This window comes from Marinobacter bohaiensis (assembly GCF_003258515.1).
GTDB lineage: Bacteria > Pseudomonadota > Gammaproteobacteria > Pseudomonadales > Oleiphilaceae > Marinobacter_A > Marinobacter_A bohaiensis.
Map to the genome: position 1 here is coordinate 565,075 of NZ_QGEH01000001.1, position 16,799 is coordinate 581,873.

The window sequence follows — 16,799 nt, forward strand, 5'->3', positions numbered from 1 at the left end:
CCCTGGCGCCTCGTCACGGCGCCAGGCTGCACTCCTGGCACAGGGGCAGCGGCAGCACCTCGCGGATCTCCTCGCTGGGCCAGTCCAGCGCCAGCAGGAAATGCAGCTTGGCGAAGGCGGCTTCCGGGGTGAGGTCGTGTCCGGGCACCACACCAAGCCGGTTGAGCGTTGCCCCGGTGGCGTAGGCGCCCTGGCACACCGGGCCCTGCTGGCACTGGGTCAGGTTGACCACGATCACGCCCCGCTCGATGGCGCGGCCCAGCGCCGCCATCAGCGCCTCGTCGCCGTCCGGCGGATTGCCCACCCCGTAACTCACCAGGATCAGACCCCGCACGCGCGGGTCGTCCAGGGCGGCTTCCACCAGCCGGGCCGGAATGCCCGGATAAAGACCCAGCATCACCACGGCGGCCGGATCGAACGTCGGCACGCGGAAATCCGGTTGTCCCGGCGCCAGCAGCAGGTCGTCACGCAGGGTCAGTTCGATGCCCAACTGCCCGAGTGGCGGCGCGTTGGGGGAGTCAAACGCCTCGAACGCGGTGCTGTTGACCTTGCGCGCCCGGTTGCCCCGCAGCAGTTTGCCGCGGAAATAGATGCAGACTTCGGCGATGGCGGGGTTGGCGGCCAGCATCAGGGCGGACGTCAGGTTGTCCAGGGCGTCGTTGCGCGGCTGACCGAGTGGAATTTGCGAGCCGGTCAGGATCACCGGTTTGTCCGCCCCCAGCAGCATGTAGGACAGCGCTGCTGCGGTGTAGGCCATGGTGTCGGTGCCGTGCAGCAGCACGAAACCGTCGTAGCCTGCCCAGTGTGCCAGCAACATGCCGGCAATGCCGGACCAGTCCTGGGGTGTCAGGTTGGCGCTGTCGATCAGCTGGTCCAGCTCGAACAGATCGTAGTCCGGCAGCTGGCCGGCGACGCCCGACAGCTCGGCCCGCACCCGATCGCCGAAGCCAGCCTGGGGCACATAGCCTTCCAGCGACGGCACCATACCGATGGTGCCCCCGCAGTAAAGCACCAGTACCCGGCGGCTCATGACGTCACCGCAGCCGGAGACAGCATGGCCTGGGGGCTGAGCAGCCGGTCCAGAGTGGTCTCGTCCAGCAACTCCTCGCCCAGCACCAGCTCGCGCACCGTGGTGCCCGTATGCAGCGCCTGGGAGGCGATGCGGGTGGCGTTGGCGTAGCCGATGTGCGGCACCAGCGCGGTGATGATGCCGATGCTGTTGTCCACGTGGCGGGCGCATTGATCGACGTTGGCCTCGATGCCCTGGATGCAGCGTTCGTCGAGCATGGTGCACGCGGCTTCCAGCATCTTCATGGCGTTGAGCAGGTTGTAGACGATCATCGGCTCCATGGCGTTGAGCTGGAGCTGGCCCGCCTCGGCCGCCAGGGTTACCGCCAGGTCGCTGGCGATCACCTGGTAGGCGGTCTGGTTGACCGCTTCCGGGATCACCGGGTTGACCTTGCCCGGCATGATCGACGAGCCGGGCTGGCGCGGCGGCAGGCGGATCTCGCCCAGGCCGGTGCGCGGGCCGCTGGAGAGCAGGCGCAGGTCGTTGCACATCTTGCCCAGCTTCACGGCGAAGCGCTTGAGGATGCCGGAGAAGAGCACGAAAGCGCCCATGTCCGAGGAAGCTTCCACCAGATTGCTGGCGGAGACGATGGGCTTGCCGGACACCTCGGCCAGATAGTTCACCGCCAGCGCCTGGTAGCGCGGGTGGGTGTTGATGCCGGTGCCGATGGCGGTGCCGCCCAGGTTCACCTCGCACAGCAGCTGGCAGACTTCGTGCAGCCGGTCCACATCCTCGCCCAGGTTGACGGCGAAGGCTTCGAACTCCTGGCCCAGGGTCATGGGCACTGCGTCCTGCAACTGGGTGCGGCCCATCTTGACGATGTCGGCGAACGCGCGGCCTTTCGCTTCCAGCGACGATTTCAGGCGCAGGATCGCCCGCTCCAGCGGTTCGGCGGAGAACTGCACCGCCAGGCACACGGCGGTGGGGTAGGCGTCGTTGGTGGACTGGGAGCGGTTGACGTCGTCGTTGGGATGCAGGTGATGGTACTCGCCCCGGGCGTGACCGAGCTTGGCCAGGGCCAGGTTGGCGATCACCTCGTTGGCGTTCATGTTGGTCGAGGTGCCGGCGCCGCCCTGGATCAGATCCACCACGAACTGGTCGTGCAGCTCGCCGGCGATGATGTCGTCGCAGGCGGCGACAATGGCGTCGGCTTTCACTTCGGCCAGGGCGCCCAGGTCCCGGTTGGCCAGGGCGGCGGCCTTTTTCACCATCGCCAGGGCGCGGATGAACGCCGGGAAATGGCTGATGGGCACGCCGGTGATGGCAAAGTTGTCGAGGGCGCGCTGGGTCTGGATGCCGTACCAGGCCTCGGCCGGGACGGCCAGGTCCCCCAGCAGGTCGTGTTCAATGCGCGTCGTCATGGCGGTTTGTATCCTTGCGGAATCACGGGGAGGGGAAAGGGCCCGCCGGGCGGGCCCGGACAATCAGCTGGACGCTTCGCTGGGCGCGGCGCTGCCGCCTCGCTGGCGAACCCGTTCCACGTCTTCGGGTTCCAGGTCCCAGGCGCGGGTGTCCACGTTCATGTCGGCAAATTTTGAGGCCTCGAACACCGGCTGTTCAATACCGTCGGCCAACTGTCGGTCGAAATCACGCAGGATGCGCAGCCCCGGCTTGAACAGGGCGATCAGGGCGATCAGGTTGACCAGCGCCAGCAGGCCCATGGTCACGTCGGCAAAGCCGAACACCGTGCCCAGGTCGGTGGTGGCGCCCCAGCAGACCAGGGCGATCACCGCCACCCGGAAGCCGTTGGCCAGCGCGCGATTGGCGGTGCTCAGGAAGTTCACGCTGTTTTCGCCCAGGTAGTAGTTGTAGAGGATGGTACTGAACCCGAACAGCAGCAGCGCGATGCTGACGAAGCTCCGGCCCCAGTCGCCCACGTGACTCGCCAGGGCGGCCTGGGTCAGCGGCACGCCCTCCACGTCGCCCATGCCGGCCGGATCGTAGATGCCGCTGAGCAGGATGATGAACGCGGTCGCCGAGCAGATGATCACGGTATCGATGAAGACGGAGAACGCCTGCACGATGCCCTGGTTGGCCGGGTGCGGCACATAGGCCACCGCCGCCACGTTGGGGGCGCTGCCCAGGCCGGCTTCGTTGGAGAACAGGCCGCGTTTGACGCCCATCATGATCGCTGCGCCAATGCCGCCGCCGACGGCCGGCTCCAGGCCGAAGGCGCTATTGACGATCAGCATCACCACGTCGGGAATGCGCTCGATGTTGAGGCCCAGCACGATCAGGGCGACGGCCAGGTAGCCCACCGCCATCACCGGCACCAGCACTTCCGACACCCGCGCGATGCGCTTGACGCCGCCGAAGATGATCAGCGCCACGATCGCCGCCAGGGCGAGGCCGGTGTAGAGCACCGGGATGCTGAAGGCGTCGTTGACCGAGGTGGCCACCGCGTAGGACTGCAGCGCGGTGAAGCCGAATCCGAAGGTGGCCAGCAGCAGGATCGAGTAGAGACCGGCCATCCAGCCCCATTTTTTGCCCAGGCCGCGGGCGATGTAGAACGCCGGGCCGCCGCGGTAGGTGCCGTCCGGCTCCGATTGCTTGTAGGTCTGGGCCAGGGTGCACTCGAGGAAGCTGGTGGCCATGCCCATCAGGCCCACCACCCACATCCAGAACACGGCACCCGGGCCGCCCAGGGTAATGGCCACCGCCACGCCGGCGATGTTGCCGCCACCGACGCGCCCGGCGACCGACAGCAGCAGCGCCTGGAACGAGCTCAGGTGGCCGTGGCGATCTTTCTGGAACGCCTGACTGGCGCCCAGGATACGGAACATGCGGCCGAAATAGCGGAACTGGACAAAGCGCGATGCGACGCTGAAGCCGATACCGACGGTAAGCAGCAGGGCGATGAGTACCTTGCCCCACAGCAGATCATTGAGGAATTCCAACATAGTGCCTCTCCGGAGATTGTTCTTGTAACAGCGGTTGCATTTAAACAACCCCGCCGGGCTGATAGAATTTTGCGATCTGGCGGCACTGTGGCGCACTTTGGCGCGATACTCGCACCGGATTGCGCCAGTGCGGTCTGGTGCGGTGCGCCGGTCAGCGGCGCCGACTCATTGACGGACAGGCAAGGGTGGCGGGTATGAACGAAGCGGGTCTTCACGAGGATTTCGCGCAGAACCTGCGCCTGTTGTGCAGCTACTACAAGTCGATTGCCGAAGTCTGTCGCCGTCTCAATCTCAACCGCCCCCAGTTCAATCGCTACCTGAGCGGCCAGCACATGCCCTCGGCGAACACCCTGCGCCGGCTGTGCGAGTTCTTCGGGGTGGACGTGGCAGACATCCAGTTGCCACACCACCAGTTCGAACGCCTCGTGCAGGTGCGGCCGCGCGCCGGGCAGCGCAAGGCCGAGGTGTCGACGGTCAGCGATCACCTGGAGCGGCTGGGGGAGGCCAATCGCGACGATCTGAGCCGCTACCTGGGCTACTACTTCGAGTACTACCTGTCCATGTCGGCGCCGGGCAAGCTACTGCGTAACCTGGTCTGCCTGGAGGCGAAGGACGGCCAGGTGGTGTTCCAGCGTACCGAGCGGATGCAGCCGAGGGCCGGGGAGCCGCCGTGCCACAACCGCTACCAGGGCGTGGCGCACCTGCTCACCGACCGGCTGTTCCTGGTGGACTACGAAACCCTCAATCGCCACGAGATCACCCAGACCATCCTCTTTCCCAGTTTCCGCAACCGGGTCACTCGCCTGACCGGGGTGAAGATCGGCGTGTCCGACAACAGCGAGCGCATGCCCTGTTGTGCGCGGGTGCTCTACGAGTACCTGGGCCCCAACGTGGCACTGCGCAGCGCCCTGCGCCTGTGCGGTCTGTACGACATCGCAAGCCCGGCCATCGACCAATCCATCCTGGACGCCGTCGACAATACCATGGCGCCGGGGGAGACCCTGTTCCGCGCCCGTCATTAGAGGCGCGCTCAATCGTATCCGCGATTAACGAACGGTAGTGTTGGCGTCACGGCGCAGCCGTTAAAATGGCGGCTTTCAATAACCCACAAGACTGTAGACACCATGCCTTTGAAACCTCTTTCCCTGGCGCTGGCCAGCGCCCTGGCCCTGACCGCGTGCGGCGGTCCGGAAACGCCACAGGAAGTCAGCGACGCGTTCTGGCAATCCGTCCAGGACGGCGATGCCGGCGACGTGGCCGAGTGGTCCACGCTGCAGGACGAGAGCGCCTTCGATGGCTTCGGCGAGGACTGGCAGGGCGTCGTCGTGACCCGGGGCCGTGTGGTGATCGACGGCGACGAAGCCCGCATCGTCACCCGTTTCGAGGGTCTGGAAACCGGCCGCGACGAGCCGCTGGAGAGCACCACCTTCCTCGTGCGCCGCGACGGCGACTGGCGCGTGGACTATGCCGAAACCGAAGAGTCTCTGACCGAGCGCCCGGTGTTCGACCAGATGATGCGCAGTCTCGAAGACATCGGCGAGCGCTTCCGCTCCAGTTTCTCGGAATCCTCGGACCAGGCGGCCGCCGATATCGAGCGGATGTCCAGGCAACTGGAACAGCGCATGGCCGACGCGGACGAGGCTTTTGACGACCAGATGGAAGCCTTCGCCGAGCAACTGGAAGAGGCGATGGACGCCCTGTCCGAGTCCCTCAACGACGCGCTGGAGGATAATCCGTCCGCCTCACCGCAGGACCGTCGCACCCTGAACGAAGCGGTGATCCGGCTGGAAGAGAACCGCGAGCGTCTCGACGACGAGCCGAATGCCCGGGCCGTGGCCGACGGCAGCAAGGCGCTGGCGGAAGTGCAGATGCAGTTGCACCGGCTGGGGCAGGCTTTTGAGCGCTACCAGAAAGAGTGGGGCGAGCAGGTCGAGGATGTGGAAAAGAAAATGTCCCGGCTGACCCGGGAAATCTGATCCGGTAAGCGGACGGCGCCTTAGGGGCGCCGTCCTGCGGTTCCGGTAGCCGCTTACGCCTTTTCCGCTTCTTCCGGGTTCAGCTTGTCCTGGGTGCGGGTCTGGAAGTCCTCCGCCGCATGCCGTTCGTGCAACTGCTGGCTGGGCTCGCCCCAGGTGCGGTTCACCATGCGCCCGCGCCGGACCGCCGGGCGCTGCGCGATCTGGTCCGCCCAGCGCACCACGTGGGTGTAGCTGCCGGCATCGAGGAACTCCGCCGCATCGTACACCTTGTTCTTCACCAGGGCGCCGTACCAGGGCCAGATCGCCATGTCCGCAATGGTGTACTCCTCGCCGGCAATGTAGGTGTGTTTGGCGAGCTGGCGGTCGAGCACGTCCAACTGGCGCTTCACCTCCATGGTGTAGCGGTTGATCGGGTATTCCAGCTTCTCCGGCGCGTAAGCGTAGAAGTGGCCGAAGCCGCCGCCCAGCAGGGGCGCGCTGCCCATCTGCCAGAACAGCCAGGACAGGCACTCGGTGCGCCCGGCCACGTCTTCAGGGATGAACGCGCCGAACTTGTCCGCCAGGTACAGCAGGATGCTGCCCGACTCGAAGACCCGCAGCGGCGGGGCCATGCTGTGGTCCACCAGGGCGGGGATCTTGGAGTTCGGGTTGGCGTCGACGAAGCCGCTGCCGAACTGGTCGCCCTCCATGATGCGGATCGGATAGGCGTCGTACTCCGCGCCGGCGATGCCCCGCTCCAGCAGCTCCTCCAGCATCACCGTCACCTTCACGCCGTTGGGCGTGGCCAGTGAATACAACTGCAACGGATGTTGGCCGACGGGCAGGTCTTTGTCGTGGGTCGGGCCGGCGATGGGGCGATTGATGCTGGTGAACTTGCCACCGCTCTGGTTTTCCCAGCTCCAGACTTTCGGGGGCGTGTAGGCGTTGTCGCTCATAGGTCGTCTCGCGTTCGTTAAAGGCCTCATGGTGCCCATGAAAGGGTGAAAGGCACAAGTTGCTGATTTGACGATGAAGGGATACGAACGATGGAGCCCGGTCGTTCACGATGTGGACGGCGGGACGAACCGGAATCCGGCGGGATAGCGATGCAGGCCGTCGAAGTCGCCCTTGCCCAGGGGCACGCCATGCAGCCGCGCGATGGCGTAGACCATACTCAGGTGAAAATAGACATTGGGAAGGATGTAGCTGTGGATAAAGGCCGGCTGGGGCAGGGTGATGTCCTCCAGGCCGGCGCGATCGGTCAACTGGATGGCACGGTCGAGGGTGGTGACATCCGGCTGGCTGGCGAGGTACTCGAGGGTGTCATGGAGTTGTTTGCGGATCTCCGCCTTGCTTTCGCCCGCGCTGCCAAAATCCGGTATCGCCTGGCCCACCAGCGGGCAGTAGCCTCGCAGGCTGAAGTTGGCGCTAATCCGGGCGTTCATCCCCAGCGAGAACATATCTTCCGCCAGGCGCTTGTGGAAAACCGGTTCCGGTACCCGTTCCAGTATCCCGTCCAGTCGCTCCAGAGAGTCCCGGAGCAGCTGTTTCAGATCGATATCCATGCTCGTTGGTGCTCCTTTTTCAGGCCATTGTGGCCCGGTGCGAGCGGTTTTGCACAGTTTCAGTGGATAACATTGTGAGCAAGGCGAGGAGATGTCGTGCCGGGCGGCCTGGCATCCGGCTTACTCAGGACTGGTTAAAAAATGATCAGACTTGTGGTGCGGTGAGGTGTCTCGCCTCAGTCGCACGCGACGTACGGCACGGCGTGGTTGCCTAATCCCGGGGGCTGGCCTTAAATCAAGAGACCCCCTTCTCAAAAGCCTGCAGCCGGTGACCGACACCGGCAGGGACACGGGTCATGAGCGATATCCTGATCGGCTCGGCGGACGGTCAGCAGCAGCGGCTGCTCGGCGCCATGGCCAACCGCCACGGTCTGGTGGCCGGAGCGACCGGTACCGGCAAGACCGTCACCCTGCAGGTGCTGGCCGAGGGCTTCTCGCGGCTTGGTGTGCCCGTATTCAGCGCTGATATCAAGGGCGACCTGAGCGGCATTTCCGCGCCCGGATCCCGTAACGTCCATGTGGACGATCGCCTCCAGCGCATCGGCATCGACGACTGGGCGCCGGACGGTGCGCCCACACGCCTCTGGGACATCTTCGGCGAGAGCGGCCAGCCGGTGCGCACCACGGTGGCGGACATGGGGCCGGCCCTGCTGGCGAACCTGCTGGAACTGAACGATACCCAGACTGGCCTGCTGCACCTGGCCTTCGATTACGCGGACAAGCAATCACTGCCGTTGCTGGACCTGCCGGATCTGGAAGCGGTGCTGAACTGGATGCTGGAACACCGGCGCTCCCTCAGCAGTGAATACGGCAGTCTGTCGCCCCAGAGCCTGGGGGCGATCGTGCGCCGTGTGCTGGTACTGAAAACGGATGGCGGTGAGGTGTTCTTCGGCGAGCCGGCGCTGGACATCCATGACCTGATGGCTCAGTCCGGCGGGTGGGGTGTGGTGAACCTGCTCGACGGTCGTCGGCTCATGATGCAGCCGCGGGTCTACACGACCTTCCTGCTGTGGCTGCTGGCGGAGTTGTTCGAGCAGCTTCCCGAGCGTGGCGACCAGCCCCTGCCGCTGCTGGTGTTTTTCTTCGACGAATCCCACCTGCTGTTCGATAACGCACCGCCGGCGTTACTGGAAAAGTTGGAGCAGACCGTGCGGCTGATCCGCTCCAAGGGCGTTGGCATCTATTTCGTCACCCAGTCGCCGGCGGATATTCCGGACAGCGTGCTGGGCCAGCTCGGCAACCGCATCCAGCACGCGCTGCGCGCCTACACGCCCCGGGATCAGAAAGCGGTCAAAGCCGCGGCCCAGACGTTCCGTGCCAACCCGGCGCTGGACACCGAGCGGGTGATCACGGAACTGGGCGTGGGGGAGGCCTTGGTGTCCATGCTCGACGAGCAGGGCGTGCCTGCGGTGGTGCAGAAAACGTTGATCGCCCCGCCGCGCAGCCGGATCGGCCCGGTGGACGATGCAGCCCTGGCGGCGTTGCGCGATGGGTCGCCACTGGCGTCGAAGTATGGCGAGGCTGTCGATCGCGACAGCGCTCACGAGCGCCTGAAAAAGCGCCGTGAGACCCTGGCCAAGGAGACCTCGGGCAAAGCGGAGCCGGAGAAAGAGGCCAGCCTGAAACGCAGTCGCCGGCAGAGTCCGGCCGAGGCCTTCACCAAGAGTTTCCTGCGCAGCTTCGCCACTCAGTTCAGCCGTTTCCTGGTGCAGTTCCTGAAGCAGATGCTGAAGACCCGGCGCTGATCAGTGTCGTTGGGTGTGTGGAGGCCGGCCCCGAGCCCTAGCTGGCTGGTGCGGATGCCTCATCCTCGGCGGCCCCCTGCATTTCGTTCATCAGCCATTCCTTGAAGGCCTTCATGCCGGTGGTGAGCGGGCGGTGTTTGCGGTAGACCAGATAGAACGCCTTGTGGGTGTCGAGCTTGATGTCGAATGGGACGACCAAGCGCCCCTGCTTGATTTCCCGCGAGGTGAGCGTGCTGTCCGCCAGGGCGACGCCAAGTCCCTCCTGGGCCGCGGCCGTGGCGAGTTGCCCGCTGGACATCTGCAGGCTGCCCTTGGGGGTAAGGAACTCCACGCCCGCCTGTTGCAGCCAGTCCTCCCATTCCCAGGTGCGCTTGCTGACCGAGATCAGCGTGTGGTGACGCAGGTCGCCCGGTGTCGCCAGGGGAAAGCGGCCGTTCGCCAGATTCGGGCTGCACACCGGCATCAGCATGACCTTGCGCAGGAAGTGCACCTCGATGTCGTTCCACTCGCCGTTGCCGAAGTAGACCGCCATATCCGTGCTGGTGCGGTTGAAGTCCAGCAGACCCATCGACGCGTTGATCTGCAGTTCGATATCCGGGTACAGCTCCTGGAAGCGGGTCATGCGCGGCATCAGCCAGCGGGTCAGGAAGTTGGGCGCCACGCTGATCCGCACCACGTTGGTCTCGTCGCTGGCGGTCACCCGTTGGGTGGCCATCTCGATTTCGTCCAGTGCGTGCTTGATGGAGGTCAGGTACTGCTCGCCGGCGGGAGTGAGCTCCACCTTGCGCTTGCTCCGGCTGAACAGTGAGACACCCAAATATTCTTCAAGCGTCTTGATCTGGTGGGAAACCGCTGATGCGGTTACGAACAATTCCTCCGCAGCCCCAGCAAAACTGCGGTTTCTAGCGGAAGCCTCGAACATTCTCAGAGCATTCAGTGGGGGCAGTCGGCGCATACGGGATACTACTAATCATGAGATATATTCAGCATTCTGCTTAGAAAGGATCGCTTTTGCAAGTGCGCCGGGATCCTTAACATACCCAGTATAGAGATTGACCCATTTCCCAAAGGAGGAAACAACACCATGTCCGAGCACGACGTTAAAATCGACGCCTATGGCAACATCGACGTAGACCACTACATCCGTCAGGCACACAAAGAGCGTAGCGAATACGTGGCCAAGCTGGGTTCTTCCCTGAAAGCCAAGATCAAGTCCGTATTCCGCGTCGAGCCCTCCAAGCTGTCTCCGAGCCACTGAGGGCTCCCGTATAGTTGCGCAGCGATTGGCGGGCCAGGCGTAAGCCTGGTCACCAAGCGCGCGGCGCAAGCGATTGATTTCCTACCGCTGTACCTCTTTTCTCCGACGTTTCCGTTTTTCTTCGTTTTCTTCTCTTCGTTTTCCGCCTCACGGCATTGTCCTGAAGTTACCGCCCGGTTCAGAATGGAAGGGTTTCAATGACCGGAGGGCAAGCGACATGCCATTGACTGGATGGTTTTTTCTGGTTCTCGCCATCGTCCTGGTGGTCGGTGGACTCCTGATCCTGCGCGACAACGCCCGTAATTCGTCGATCCCTGAGGACAAGCTTGAAGCCGTTCGCAAGCGCAAGGCGGAGATGGAAGCCAAGGACAAGGCGGAAGAGGACGACTGGTAACGCCTCAGTCATTCTCTTCGGTCAGCCGCTTTGGCCAGCGAGGTAAAGATCCGGCACCCGTCGAGGATCCCTGCCGGATTAAAGTGTCAGCCCGCTTTACAAACTCCTTGCGCCAGGCGCCGTAACCTTTTGAATGGTTGGGGGTGGCGCACGGATTGCTGCAGAAAGTGCGTTGTCTTCGTCGGAATAAGACATGGACGTGCTGAGAATCGTATTACCGGTTGGCGTTGAGTGACCTGCCGGATCCAGCCCGCTGTTTGTTCAGGTTCCGAAACACCAACCACCCGGCCTGTCCGCGCACCCAGGCCCGTCGCCCTGTCGCCAGAGAAGGTGACTGGAGAGCACCATGAAAACAATACTCATCCTGTTGGTCATGCTCGCGCCCGCAGCGGCTAGCGCCTCGCTCATCACCTACGCCTACACCAGCCGAATCGAAAACCCGACCGAGTCCCATGAGGCGGTCGGGTTGTTCACAGTTGACGACCAGCGGCGTGGGCTGGTGTCGGCCTCCTTCGTCAGTGAACCAGTCAATTTCGAGTGGGAAGGGTTTGTGCCGCTGATGTATGAGCAGCCGGTATCAAGCGTTGGCCAGCTGTACGAGAATGGCTTCCACCGCTTCGAGTCAGGCCGTGCCGCCTGTTTTCTCTACCTGGACCTGTTTTTCCTGGATGCCGGTGAAGACATTTTCCACAACCTGGACAGGACGGCGCCATTCGAGGGGGCCAATGTTGAGAATCTCGATACGGGTACGACCTACTGGTTTATTGCGGGATTGACCAAGGTGCGTACGGTTGATGTGCCAGAGCCTTCCCCGTTGCTGCTTTCGCTGTTGGGGGTGGTCGCGTTGGCCACGCGTAAGGTGCTTCTGCGTCGGCGTAAGGCCTAACGAAAAAGACCCGGAAGCGCTGCGTCAGACACAGCGGCTTCCGGGTCTCCTGTCACACGTTGTCCCGGCCGCTACGGTGTAGCGACCGGGTATCGCTTGACCCGATCAGGCGAGGTCGAAGCGGTCCGCGTTCATCACCTTGGTCCAGGCTGCGACGAAATCCTTCACGAACTTCTCCTTGGCATCGTCCTGGGCATAGACTTCGCTCAGGGCGCGCAGCTGGGAGTTCGATCCGAAGATCAGGTCCACCCGGGTACCGGTGTACTTCACGTCGCCGGTCTTGACGTCACGGCCTTCGAAGACGTCCTCGTCAGTGGGGGACACTTTCCATTCCAGGTTCATGTCCGTCACGTTGACGAAGAAGTCGTTGGTCAGCGAGCCGACCTTGTCGGTGAACACGCCGTGCTTGGAGTCGCCGTAGTTGGCACCCAGCACCCGCAGGCCACCGATCAGCACGGTCAGTTCCGGTGCGGTCAACTGAAGCAGCTGGGCGCGATCGACCAGCATGTCTTCATCGGACACCGAGAACTTGGTGCGACGGTAGTTGCGGAAGCCATCGGCCTGCGGCTCCAGCGGCTCGAAGGACTCGACGTCGGTCTGGTCCTGGCTGGCGTCGGTGCGACCCGGTGCGAACGGTACCTCGATGCTGAAGCCGGCATCCTTCGCGGCCTTCTCGACGGCGGCGCTCCCGCCCAGGACGATCAGGTCCGCCAGGGAGACCTTCTTGTTGCCGGACTGGGCATCGTTGAAGGACTTCTGGACGCCTTCCAGCTTGTTCAGCACGTCGGCCAGCTTGCTCGGCTCGTTGACCGCCCAGTCTTTCTGCGGGGCCAGACGAATGCGGGCACCGTTGGCACCGCCGCGCATGTCAGAGCCGCGGAAGGTGGACGCAGAGCCCCACGCGGTGGAGATCAGGTCGGCCGGCGCGATGCCGGAGTCCAGCAGCTTGCTCTTGAGGCTGGCGATGTCCTGATCGTTGATCAGCTCGTGATCCACAGCCGGTACCGGATCCTGCCAGATCAGATCTTCCGCCGGAACTTCCGGACCCAGGTAACGGGCTTTCGGGCCCATGTCACGGTGGGTCAGTTTGAACCAGGCGCGGGCGAAGGCGTCGGCGAACTGGTCCGGGTTTTCCATGAAGCGGCGTGAGATCTTCTCGTATTCCGGGTCGTAGCGCAGCGACAGGTCGGTGACCAGCATGGTCGGCGCGCGACGCGGAGAGCTGTCTTCCGGCCCCGGCATTTCGTCGCCCGTGGCGCCCTTGGCCACGAACTGCTTGGCGCCGGCCGGGCTGGTGGTCAGTTCCCACTCATAGCCGAACAGGTTCTCGAAGAAGTAGTTGCTCCACTGGGTCGGGGTCTGGGTCCAGATGACTTCCGGGCCACCGCCCATGGTGTCTTCACCTTTACCCTTGCCGTAGCTGCTTTTCCAGCCCATGCCCATCATTTCGATCGGCGCGGCTTCCGGGTCCGGGCCCATCTGCTCTTCGCTGCCGGCACCGTGGGTCTTGCCGAAGGTGTGACCACCGGCGATCAGGGCCACGGTTTCCTCGTCGTTCATCGCCATCCGCTTGAAGGTTTCACGGATGTCGTGAGCCGCCTTGACCGGATCCGGCTCGCCTTCCGGGCCTTCCGGGTTGACGTAGATCAGACCCATGTGGGTCGCGCCCAGCGGGTTTTCCAGCTCGCGCTTTTCCTTGTCGACGATCCGGTCGTCGCTGCCCAGCCACTCCTTCTCGGAGCCCCAGTAGACGTCTTCTTCCGGCTCCCAGGTGTCTTCACGGCCGCCGGCGAAACCGAAGGTCTTGAAGCCCATGGATTCCAGGGCCACGTTACCGGCCAGGACGAACAGATCCGCCCAGGACAGTTTGTTGCCGTACTTCTTCTTGATTGGCCACAACAGACGACGCGCCTTGTCCAGGTTGACGTTGTCGGGCCAGCTGTTCAGCGGTGCGAAACGCTGCTGACCGCCGCCGGCGCCGCCACGGCCGTCGCCCAGACGGTAGGTGCCGGCACTGTGCCAGGCCATACGGATCATCAGACCGCCGTAGTGACCAAAGTCAGCCGGCCACCAGTCCTGGGAGTCGGTCATCAGCATGGTCAGGTCCTGCTTGACCGCTTTCAGGTCGAGCTTTTTGAACTCTTCGGCGTAGTTGAAGTCCTCGCCCATGGGGTTGGACTTGTTGGAATGCTGGTGGAGGATGGCGAGGTTAAGCTGGTTGGGCCACCAGTCCTTGTTGTACATACCTTTGTCCTCCAGACGGGTATGCGCCCCATGCATCACGGGACAACCGCCGGCGGCCGCTTGAGCTTTTTTGTCTTCGCTCATTGCTGTCTCTCTCCTTTACTTGCTGCGTTAATCGAACGACTTTCCAGTTTTTGACAGCGGGCCCAGTCGCAAATTCAGACCGCTGTTTTTCCGATGCACTGAATACCTGCTGAAACCATCGTGCTTGGCGTTGCCAGGTCATCTACAAACGTAGCAACAGTCTTTGATAGGACAAATTTGCTTTTATTTAAGTTAGCGATAGTCTCAGACTGTCTACGGAGTCCCGCTTTCTTCGGATTCTTCTGGAGGCGGGTAGCGCGTGGTGGCAACCCCAACAGTGTAGACCAGTCGTTTTGACGGGGCGGCTTCATGGACGTCTTGTCACGCCGTGATGAACTGGTTCAAGTCGTGTCCGGGAGGTGGAGGGCAGGGTGCATTGACGGACGTTTGTGCCCTTCGTGGGCAGCAGGGATGCAGGCGTCTCCCGTCGCTAAAGCTTCGATTGCTATCTCTACCTTCGGATAAAGAACCAAATCGTTTAACCAAATGGTTGAGTTATCGGGTCGTCTGATTAATATTTAACCTCATGGTTGAATCAGAGCAAATTCCGTTGAACACCGTGTTCCATGCCCTGGGTGATGCGACGCGGCGCAGCATGCTGGCGGCGCTCACCGAACGGGAGCAAACCGTCAGCGAGCTGGCTGAGCCTTTTGCCATGTCGCTGGCGGCGGCGTCAAAACACATCAAGGTGCTGGAAAAAGCCGGCCTGATCCGGCGTGAGGTGCGTTGGCGGGAGCGTGTCTGCTACCTCAACCCCGGACCACTCGCGCGCGCTCACGAGTGGTTGGCGCAGTATGAGCGCTTCTGGAATCGGCGCCTGGATGCCCTTGAGAGTCTCCTGCGGGATGCAGATGAGGCGTCCGGGGCGCCACAACGGGAAGGAGACGACCCATGAGCGAAACGGCAACCCAGAGCGGGTACGACCCATACGGCACGCTGATCGATGGCAACACCCTGCGGATCCAGCGTCTGCTGCCCGGTCCGATCGAACGGATCTGGGACTACCTCACCGACAGCGAACTGCGCCGCCAGTGGCTGGCGGCAGGCGAAATGACACTGGCGGTCGGCGAGGCTTTCGAGTTTGTCTGGCGCAACGATGAACTGACCGATCCGCCGGGTCGGCGGCCGGACGGCTACGGCGAGGAACACCGGATGCTCAGCCGGATCACCGAACTGGAGCCGCCTCGCAGGCTGGCGATCGAGTGGGGCCGTACCGGCGGTGTGACCTTTGAACTGGAGCCCCGCGGAAGTGAGGTGCTGCTGACCCTGACTCATCACCGGGTGCCGGACCGATCCACGTTGCTCAGTGTCAGCAGCGGCTGGCATGCCCACCTCGATGTGCTGGTGGCGCGCGCCCAGGGCCGTCGACCGGAACCCTTCTGGGATTGTGTGGAGGCACTGAAAGAGGCCTACGAGCAGCGGCTTCCGGCCTGAGAGAGCGTTTGCCTGGTTGGCCGTACCATCACTCCTGCACGTTCATGAAACGGTGCGCCCACTCGCGGTTTTCGTCGAAGGTGGAGTAACGCTTGGAGAGTTCCGTGGCGTTGAGGGTGCCTTCGGCGATGCCGCGCTGTTCGCGCAGGCAGTCGTAGGTGGCCTTGATGGCGGCGAAGTAGGCGGCGTGGCCATTCACCACGATGCGTACGCCGTTGGCGGCCAGGCGTTCGCGGTCGTTCAGTTCCGGATTGTCGTAGGCTACCAGCATCAGCGGGACGGTAATGTGCCGACTGATCGCTTCCAGGTGGTCGAAGTCGGCGATGCCCACCATGCAGATGCCGTCCGCGCCTGCGGTCTGGTAAGCCTTGACCCGTTCAATGGTTTCTTCGGTGCTGAGCTGCCCGGCGTTGGTTCGGGCGATGATCGCCATGGCCGGGTCAATGCGGGCGTCCAGGGCCGCCTCGATCTTGCCGATGGCTTCCTCAACCGGAATCAGGTCCGTGGACTTATGCCCGTACTTGGGCGGCAACAGTGTGTCCTCGATGGTCAGTGCCGCCACACCGGCCCGTTCAAGCTCGGTAATGGTGCGGATCACGTTCAGGGCGTTGCCGTAGCCGTGGTCGGCGTCGGCAATGATGGGCAGGCGGGCGACCCGGCCGATGCGCGTGGCCTGCTCGACGAATTCGCTGAGGGTGATCAGGGCGAAATCGGGTGCGGCCAGCACCTGCAGCGAGGCTACCGAGCCGCCGAGGATGCCCACTTCAAAGCCCAGGTCTTCGGCGATGCGGGCCGACATGGGGTCGAAGGTGGATGCCGTGTAGTAGCAGCGATCGCTGTCGAGCAGGGCACGGAAGTCCTTGCGGAGATCGTGTTGGGACGGGGTTGCCATGGGCCTTTACTCCTTGAAAAAGGTCAGCAGCTTATCGGTGAGTGATGAAAGGAATATGTCTGTCCGGCCGGGCAGTAATGCACAGAGCGTGCCCGCGCAGCGCGTTGGCGAAACGGGGCGCGCGGACTCCGACCTTGCCGGCTCTGAGGCGCCGAGGCGTTTCCGGCACGGTCTGACAGAACCGCCAGGCGGAGAGAGCTCGGGGCGCCCGCGAGCGGCCGTTGGGTCATGATCGGCCTGAATGGATGCGCGCAGGTTACTGGATACGTCCGACGTGATCCAGATGGGCAGTTGAGCTGGAGCGGGTGGCAACCGGTATCCACAGAAACTGTGGATAACTGGGTGAGTAGTGCGGTGAAGAGCGGTTGGG

The 16,799-nt window shown here is 63.4% G+C and carries 16 protein-coding genes; 8 read left to right on the plus strand and 8 right to left on the minus strand.

All coding sequences use genetic code 11. From position 1 onward, the window contains the following. Positions 1–13: 13 nt before the first annotated feature. Genes DKK67_RS02455 through DKK67_RS02465 form a run of 3 tightly spaced genes read right to left on the minus strand, consistent with a single transcriptional unit; the run spans position 14 to position 3,969 of the window. Positions 14–1,030, minus strand: coding sequence for a type I asparaginase (locus DKK67_RS02455; protein ID WP_111494060.1), 1,017 nt, complete (start codon positions 1,028–1,030; stop codon positions 14–16). Then, on the minus strand, positions 1,027–2,442 hold the full coding sequence (locus tag DKK67_RS02460; RefSeq protein ID WP_407657825.1) for an aspartate ammonia-lyase: 1,416 nt from the start codon (positions 2,440–2,442) through the stop codon (positions 1,027–1,029). The genes DKK67_RS02455 and DKK67_RS02460 overlap by 4 nt, the downstream gene beginning before the upstream one ends. A 51-nt stretch (positions 2,443–2,493) precedes the next feature. Further along, entirely contained in the window at positions 2,494–3,969 is a 1,476-nt protein-coding gene (locus DKK67_RS02465) for an alanine/glycine:cation symporter family protein (RefSeq protein WP_111494064.1), read from the minus strand. Between the two features lie 194 nt (positions 3,970–4,163). On the opposite strand from DKK67_RS02465, the gene DKK67_RS02470 reads away from it, so the two are divergent. After that, complete coding sequence (locus tag DKK67_RS02470) at positions 4,164–4,991, plus strand: helix-turn-helix domain-containing protein (protein WP_111494066.1); 828 nt, start codon at positions 4,164–4,166, stop codon at positions 4,989–4,991. 102 nt (positions 4,992–5,093) lie between these two features. Continuing rightward, on the plus strand, positions 5,094–5,945 hold the full coding sequence (locus tag DKK67_RS02475) for a hypothetical protein (protein ID WP_111494068.1): 852 nt from the start codon (positions 5,094–5,096) through the stop codon (positions 5,943–5,945). Positions 5,946–5,998: 53 nt separating this feature from the next. On the opposite strand, the gene yghU is transcribed toward DKK67_RS02475, so the two are convergent. Both yghU and DKK67_RS02485 read right to left on the minus strand, forming a co-directional pair. Beyond that, complete coding sequence (gene yghU / locus DKK67_RS02480; RefSeq protein ID WP_111494070.1) at positions 5,999–6,883, minus strand: glutathione-dependent disulfide-bond oxidoreductase; 885 nt, start codon at positions 6,881–6,883, stop codon at positions 5,999–6,001. A gap of 105 nt (positions 6,884–6,988) precedes the next feature. Continuing rightward, entirely contained in the window at positions 6,989–7,492 is a 504-nt protein-coding gene (locus tag DKK67_RS02485) for a DUF1993 family protein (RefSeq protein ID WP_111494072.1), read from the minus strand. A 296-nt stretch (positions 7,493–7,788) separates the two neighbouring features. On the opposite strand from DKK67_RS02485, the gene DKK67_RS02490 reads away from it, so the two are divergent. After that, positions 7,789–9,237 carry a helicase HerA-like domain-containing protein gene (locus DKK67_RS02490; RefSeq protein WP_111494074.1) on the plus strand — a complete coding sequence of 483 codons (1,449 nt, stop codon included), beginning with the start codon at positions 7,789–7,791 and terminating at the stop codon, positions 9,235–9,237. Between the two features lie 37 nt (positions 9,238–9,274). On the opposite strand, the gene gcvA is transcribed toward DKK67_RS02490, so the two are convergent. Further along, positions 9,275–10,192 (minus strand): transcriptional regulator GcvA, encoded by a 918-nt coding sequence (gene gcvA, locus DKK67_RS02495; RefSeq protein WP_111494076.1) that lies wholly within the window; start codon positions 10,190–10,192, stop codon positions 9,275–9,277. A 129-nt stretch (positions 10,193–10,321) separates the two neighbouring features. Between gcvA and DKK67_RS21495 the strand changes: the two genes are divergently transcribed. The 3 genes from DKK67_RS21495 to DKK67_RS02505 all read left to right on the plus strand — a co-directional run bounded on the left by DKK67_RS21495 (position 10,322) and on the right by DKK67_RS02505 (position 11,775). Next, positions 10,322–10,495 carry an RSP_7527 family protein gene (locus tag DKK67_RS21495; protein ID WP_162628723.1) on the plus strand — a complete coding sequence of 58 codons (174 nt, stop codon included), beginning with the start codon at positions 10,322–10,324 and terminating at the stop codon, positions 10,493–10,495. A 217-nt stretch (positions 10,496–10,712) separates the two neighbouring features. Then, on the plus strand, positions 10,713–10,889 hold the full coding sequence (locus DKK67_RS02500) for a DUF2897 family protein (RefSeq protein WP_111494078.1): 177 nt from the start codon (positions 10,713–10,715) through the stop codon (positions 10,887–10,889). Positions 10,890–11,235: 346 nt separating this feature from the next. Further along, positions 11,236–11,775 (plus strand): hypothetical protein, encoded by a 540-nt coding sequence (locus tag DKK67_RS02505; protein ID WP_111494080.1) that lies wholly within the window; start codon positions 11,236–11,238, stop codon positions 11,773–11,775. A 105-nt stretch (positions 11,776–11,880) separates the two neighbouring features. On the opposite strand, the gene katG is transcribed toward DKK67_RS02505, so the two are convergent. Beyond that, positions 11,881–14,103, minus strand: a complete 2,223-nt coding sequence (katG, locus tag DKK67_RS02510) for a catalase/peroxidase HPI (RefSeq protein WP_111494082.1) — start codon at positions 14,101–14,103, stop codon at positions 11,881–11,883. 559 nt (positions 14,104–14,662) lie between these two features. Here katG and DKK67_RS02515 point away from each other — a divergent pair. Together DKK67_RS02515 and DKK67_RS02520 are read left to right on the plus strand one after the other, a co-directional pair. Then, positions 14,663–14,998 carry an ArsR/SmtB family transcription factor gene (locus DKK67_RS02515; protein ID WP_228160600.1) on the plus strand — a complete coding sequence of 112 codons (336 nt, stop codon included), beginning with the start codon at positions 14,663–14,665 and terminating at the stop codon, positions 14,996–14,998. Next, on the plus strand, positions 14,995–15,537 hold the full coding sequence (locus tag DKK67_RS02520; protein WP_111494086.1) for an SRPBCC family protein: 543 nt from the start codon (positions 14,995–14,997) through the stop codon (positions 15,535–15,537). Before DKK67_RS02515 ends, DKK67_RS02520 begins: the two co-directional genes overlap by 4 nt. 28 nt (positions 15,538–15,565) lie before the next feature. Here DKK67_RS02520 and DKK67_RS02525 read toward each other — a convergent pair whose 3' ends face one another. After that, entirely contained in the window at positions 15,566–16,429 is an 864-nt protein-coding gene (locus DKK67_RS02525) for an isocitrate lyase/PEP mutase family protein (RefSeq protein WP_111494088.1), read from the minus strand. Between the last annotated feature and the right edge of the window lie 370 nt (positions 16,430–16,799).

Excerpts from the sequence above, each read along its gene's own strand:
- DKK67_RS02455 (WP_111494060.1), bottom strand. The coding sequence starts at position 1,030 with ATGAGCCGCCGGGTACTGGTGCTTTACTGCGGGGGCACCATCGGTATG.
- DKK67_RS02465 (WP_111494064.1), bottom strand. The coding sequence starts at position 3,969 with ATGTTGGAATTCCTCAATGATCTGCTGTGGGGCAAGGTACTCATCGCC.
- DKK67_RS02470 (WP_111494066.1), top strand. The coding sequence starts at position 4,164 with ATGAACGAAGCGGGTCTTCACGAGGATTTCGCGCAGAACCTGCGCCTG.
- DKK67_RS02475 (WP_111494068.1), top strand. The coding sequence starts at position 5,094 with ATGCCTTTGAAACCTCTTTCCCTGGCGCTGGCCAGCGCCCTGGCCCTG.
- yghU (WP_111494070.1), bottom strand. The coding sequence starts at position 6,883 with ATGAGCGACAACGCCTACACGCCCCCGAAAGTCTGGAGCTGGGAAAAC.
- DKK67_RS02485 (WP_111494072.1), bottom strand. The coding sequence starts at position 7,492 with ATGGATATCGATCTGAAACAGCTGCTCCGGGACTCTCTGGAGCGACTG.
- DKK67_RS02490 (WP_111494074.1), top strand. The coding sequence starts at position 7,789 with ATGAGCGATATCCTGATCGGCTCGGCGGACGGTCAGCAGCAGCGGCTG.
- gcvA (WP_111494076.1), bottom strand. The coding sequence starts at position 10,192 with ATGCGCCGACTGCCCCCACTGAATGCTCTGAGAATGTTCGAGGCTTCC.
- DKK67_RS21495 (WP_162628723.1), top strand. The coding sequence starts at position 10,322 with ATGTCCGAGCACGACGTTAAAATCGACGCCTATGGCAACATCGACGTA.
- DKK67_RS02500 (WP_111494078.1), top strand. The coding sequence starts at position 10,713 with ATGCCATTGACTGGATGGTTTTTTCTGGTTCTCGCCATCGTCCTGGTG.
- DKK67_RS02505 (WP_111494080.1), top strand. The coding sequence starts at position 11,236 with ATGAAAACAATACTCATCCTGTTGGTCATGCTCGCGCCCGCAGCGGCT.
- katG (WP_111494082.1), bottom strand. The coding sequence starts at position 14,103 with ATGAGCGAAGACAAAAAAGCTCAAGCGGCCGCCGGCGGTTGTCCCGTG.
- DKK67_RS02520 (WP_111494086.1), top strand. The coding sequence starts at position 14,995 with ATGAGCGAAACGGCAACCCAGAGCGGGTACGACCCATACGGCACGCTG.
- DKK67_RS02525 (WP_111494088.1), bottom strand. The coding sequence starts at position 16,429 with ATGGCAACCCCGTCCCAACACGATCTCCGCAAGGACTTCCGTGCCCTG.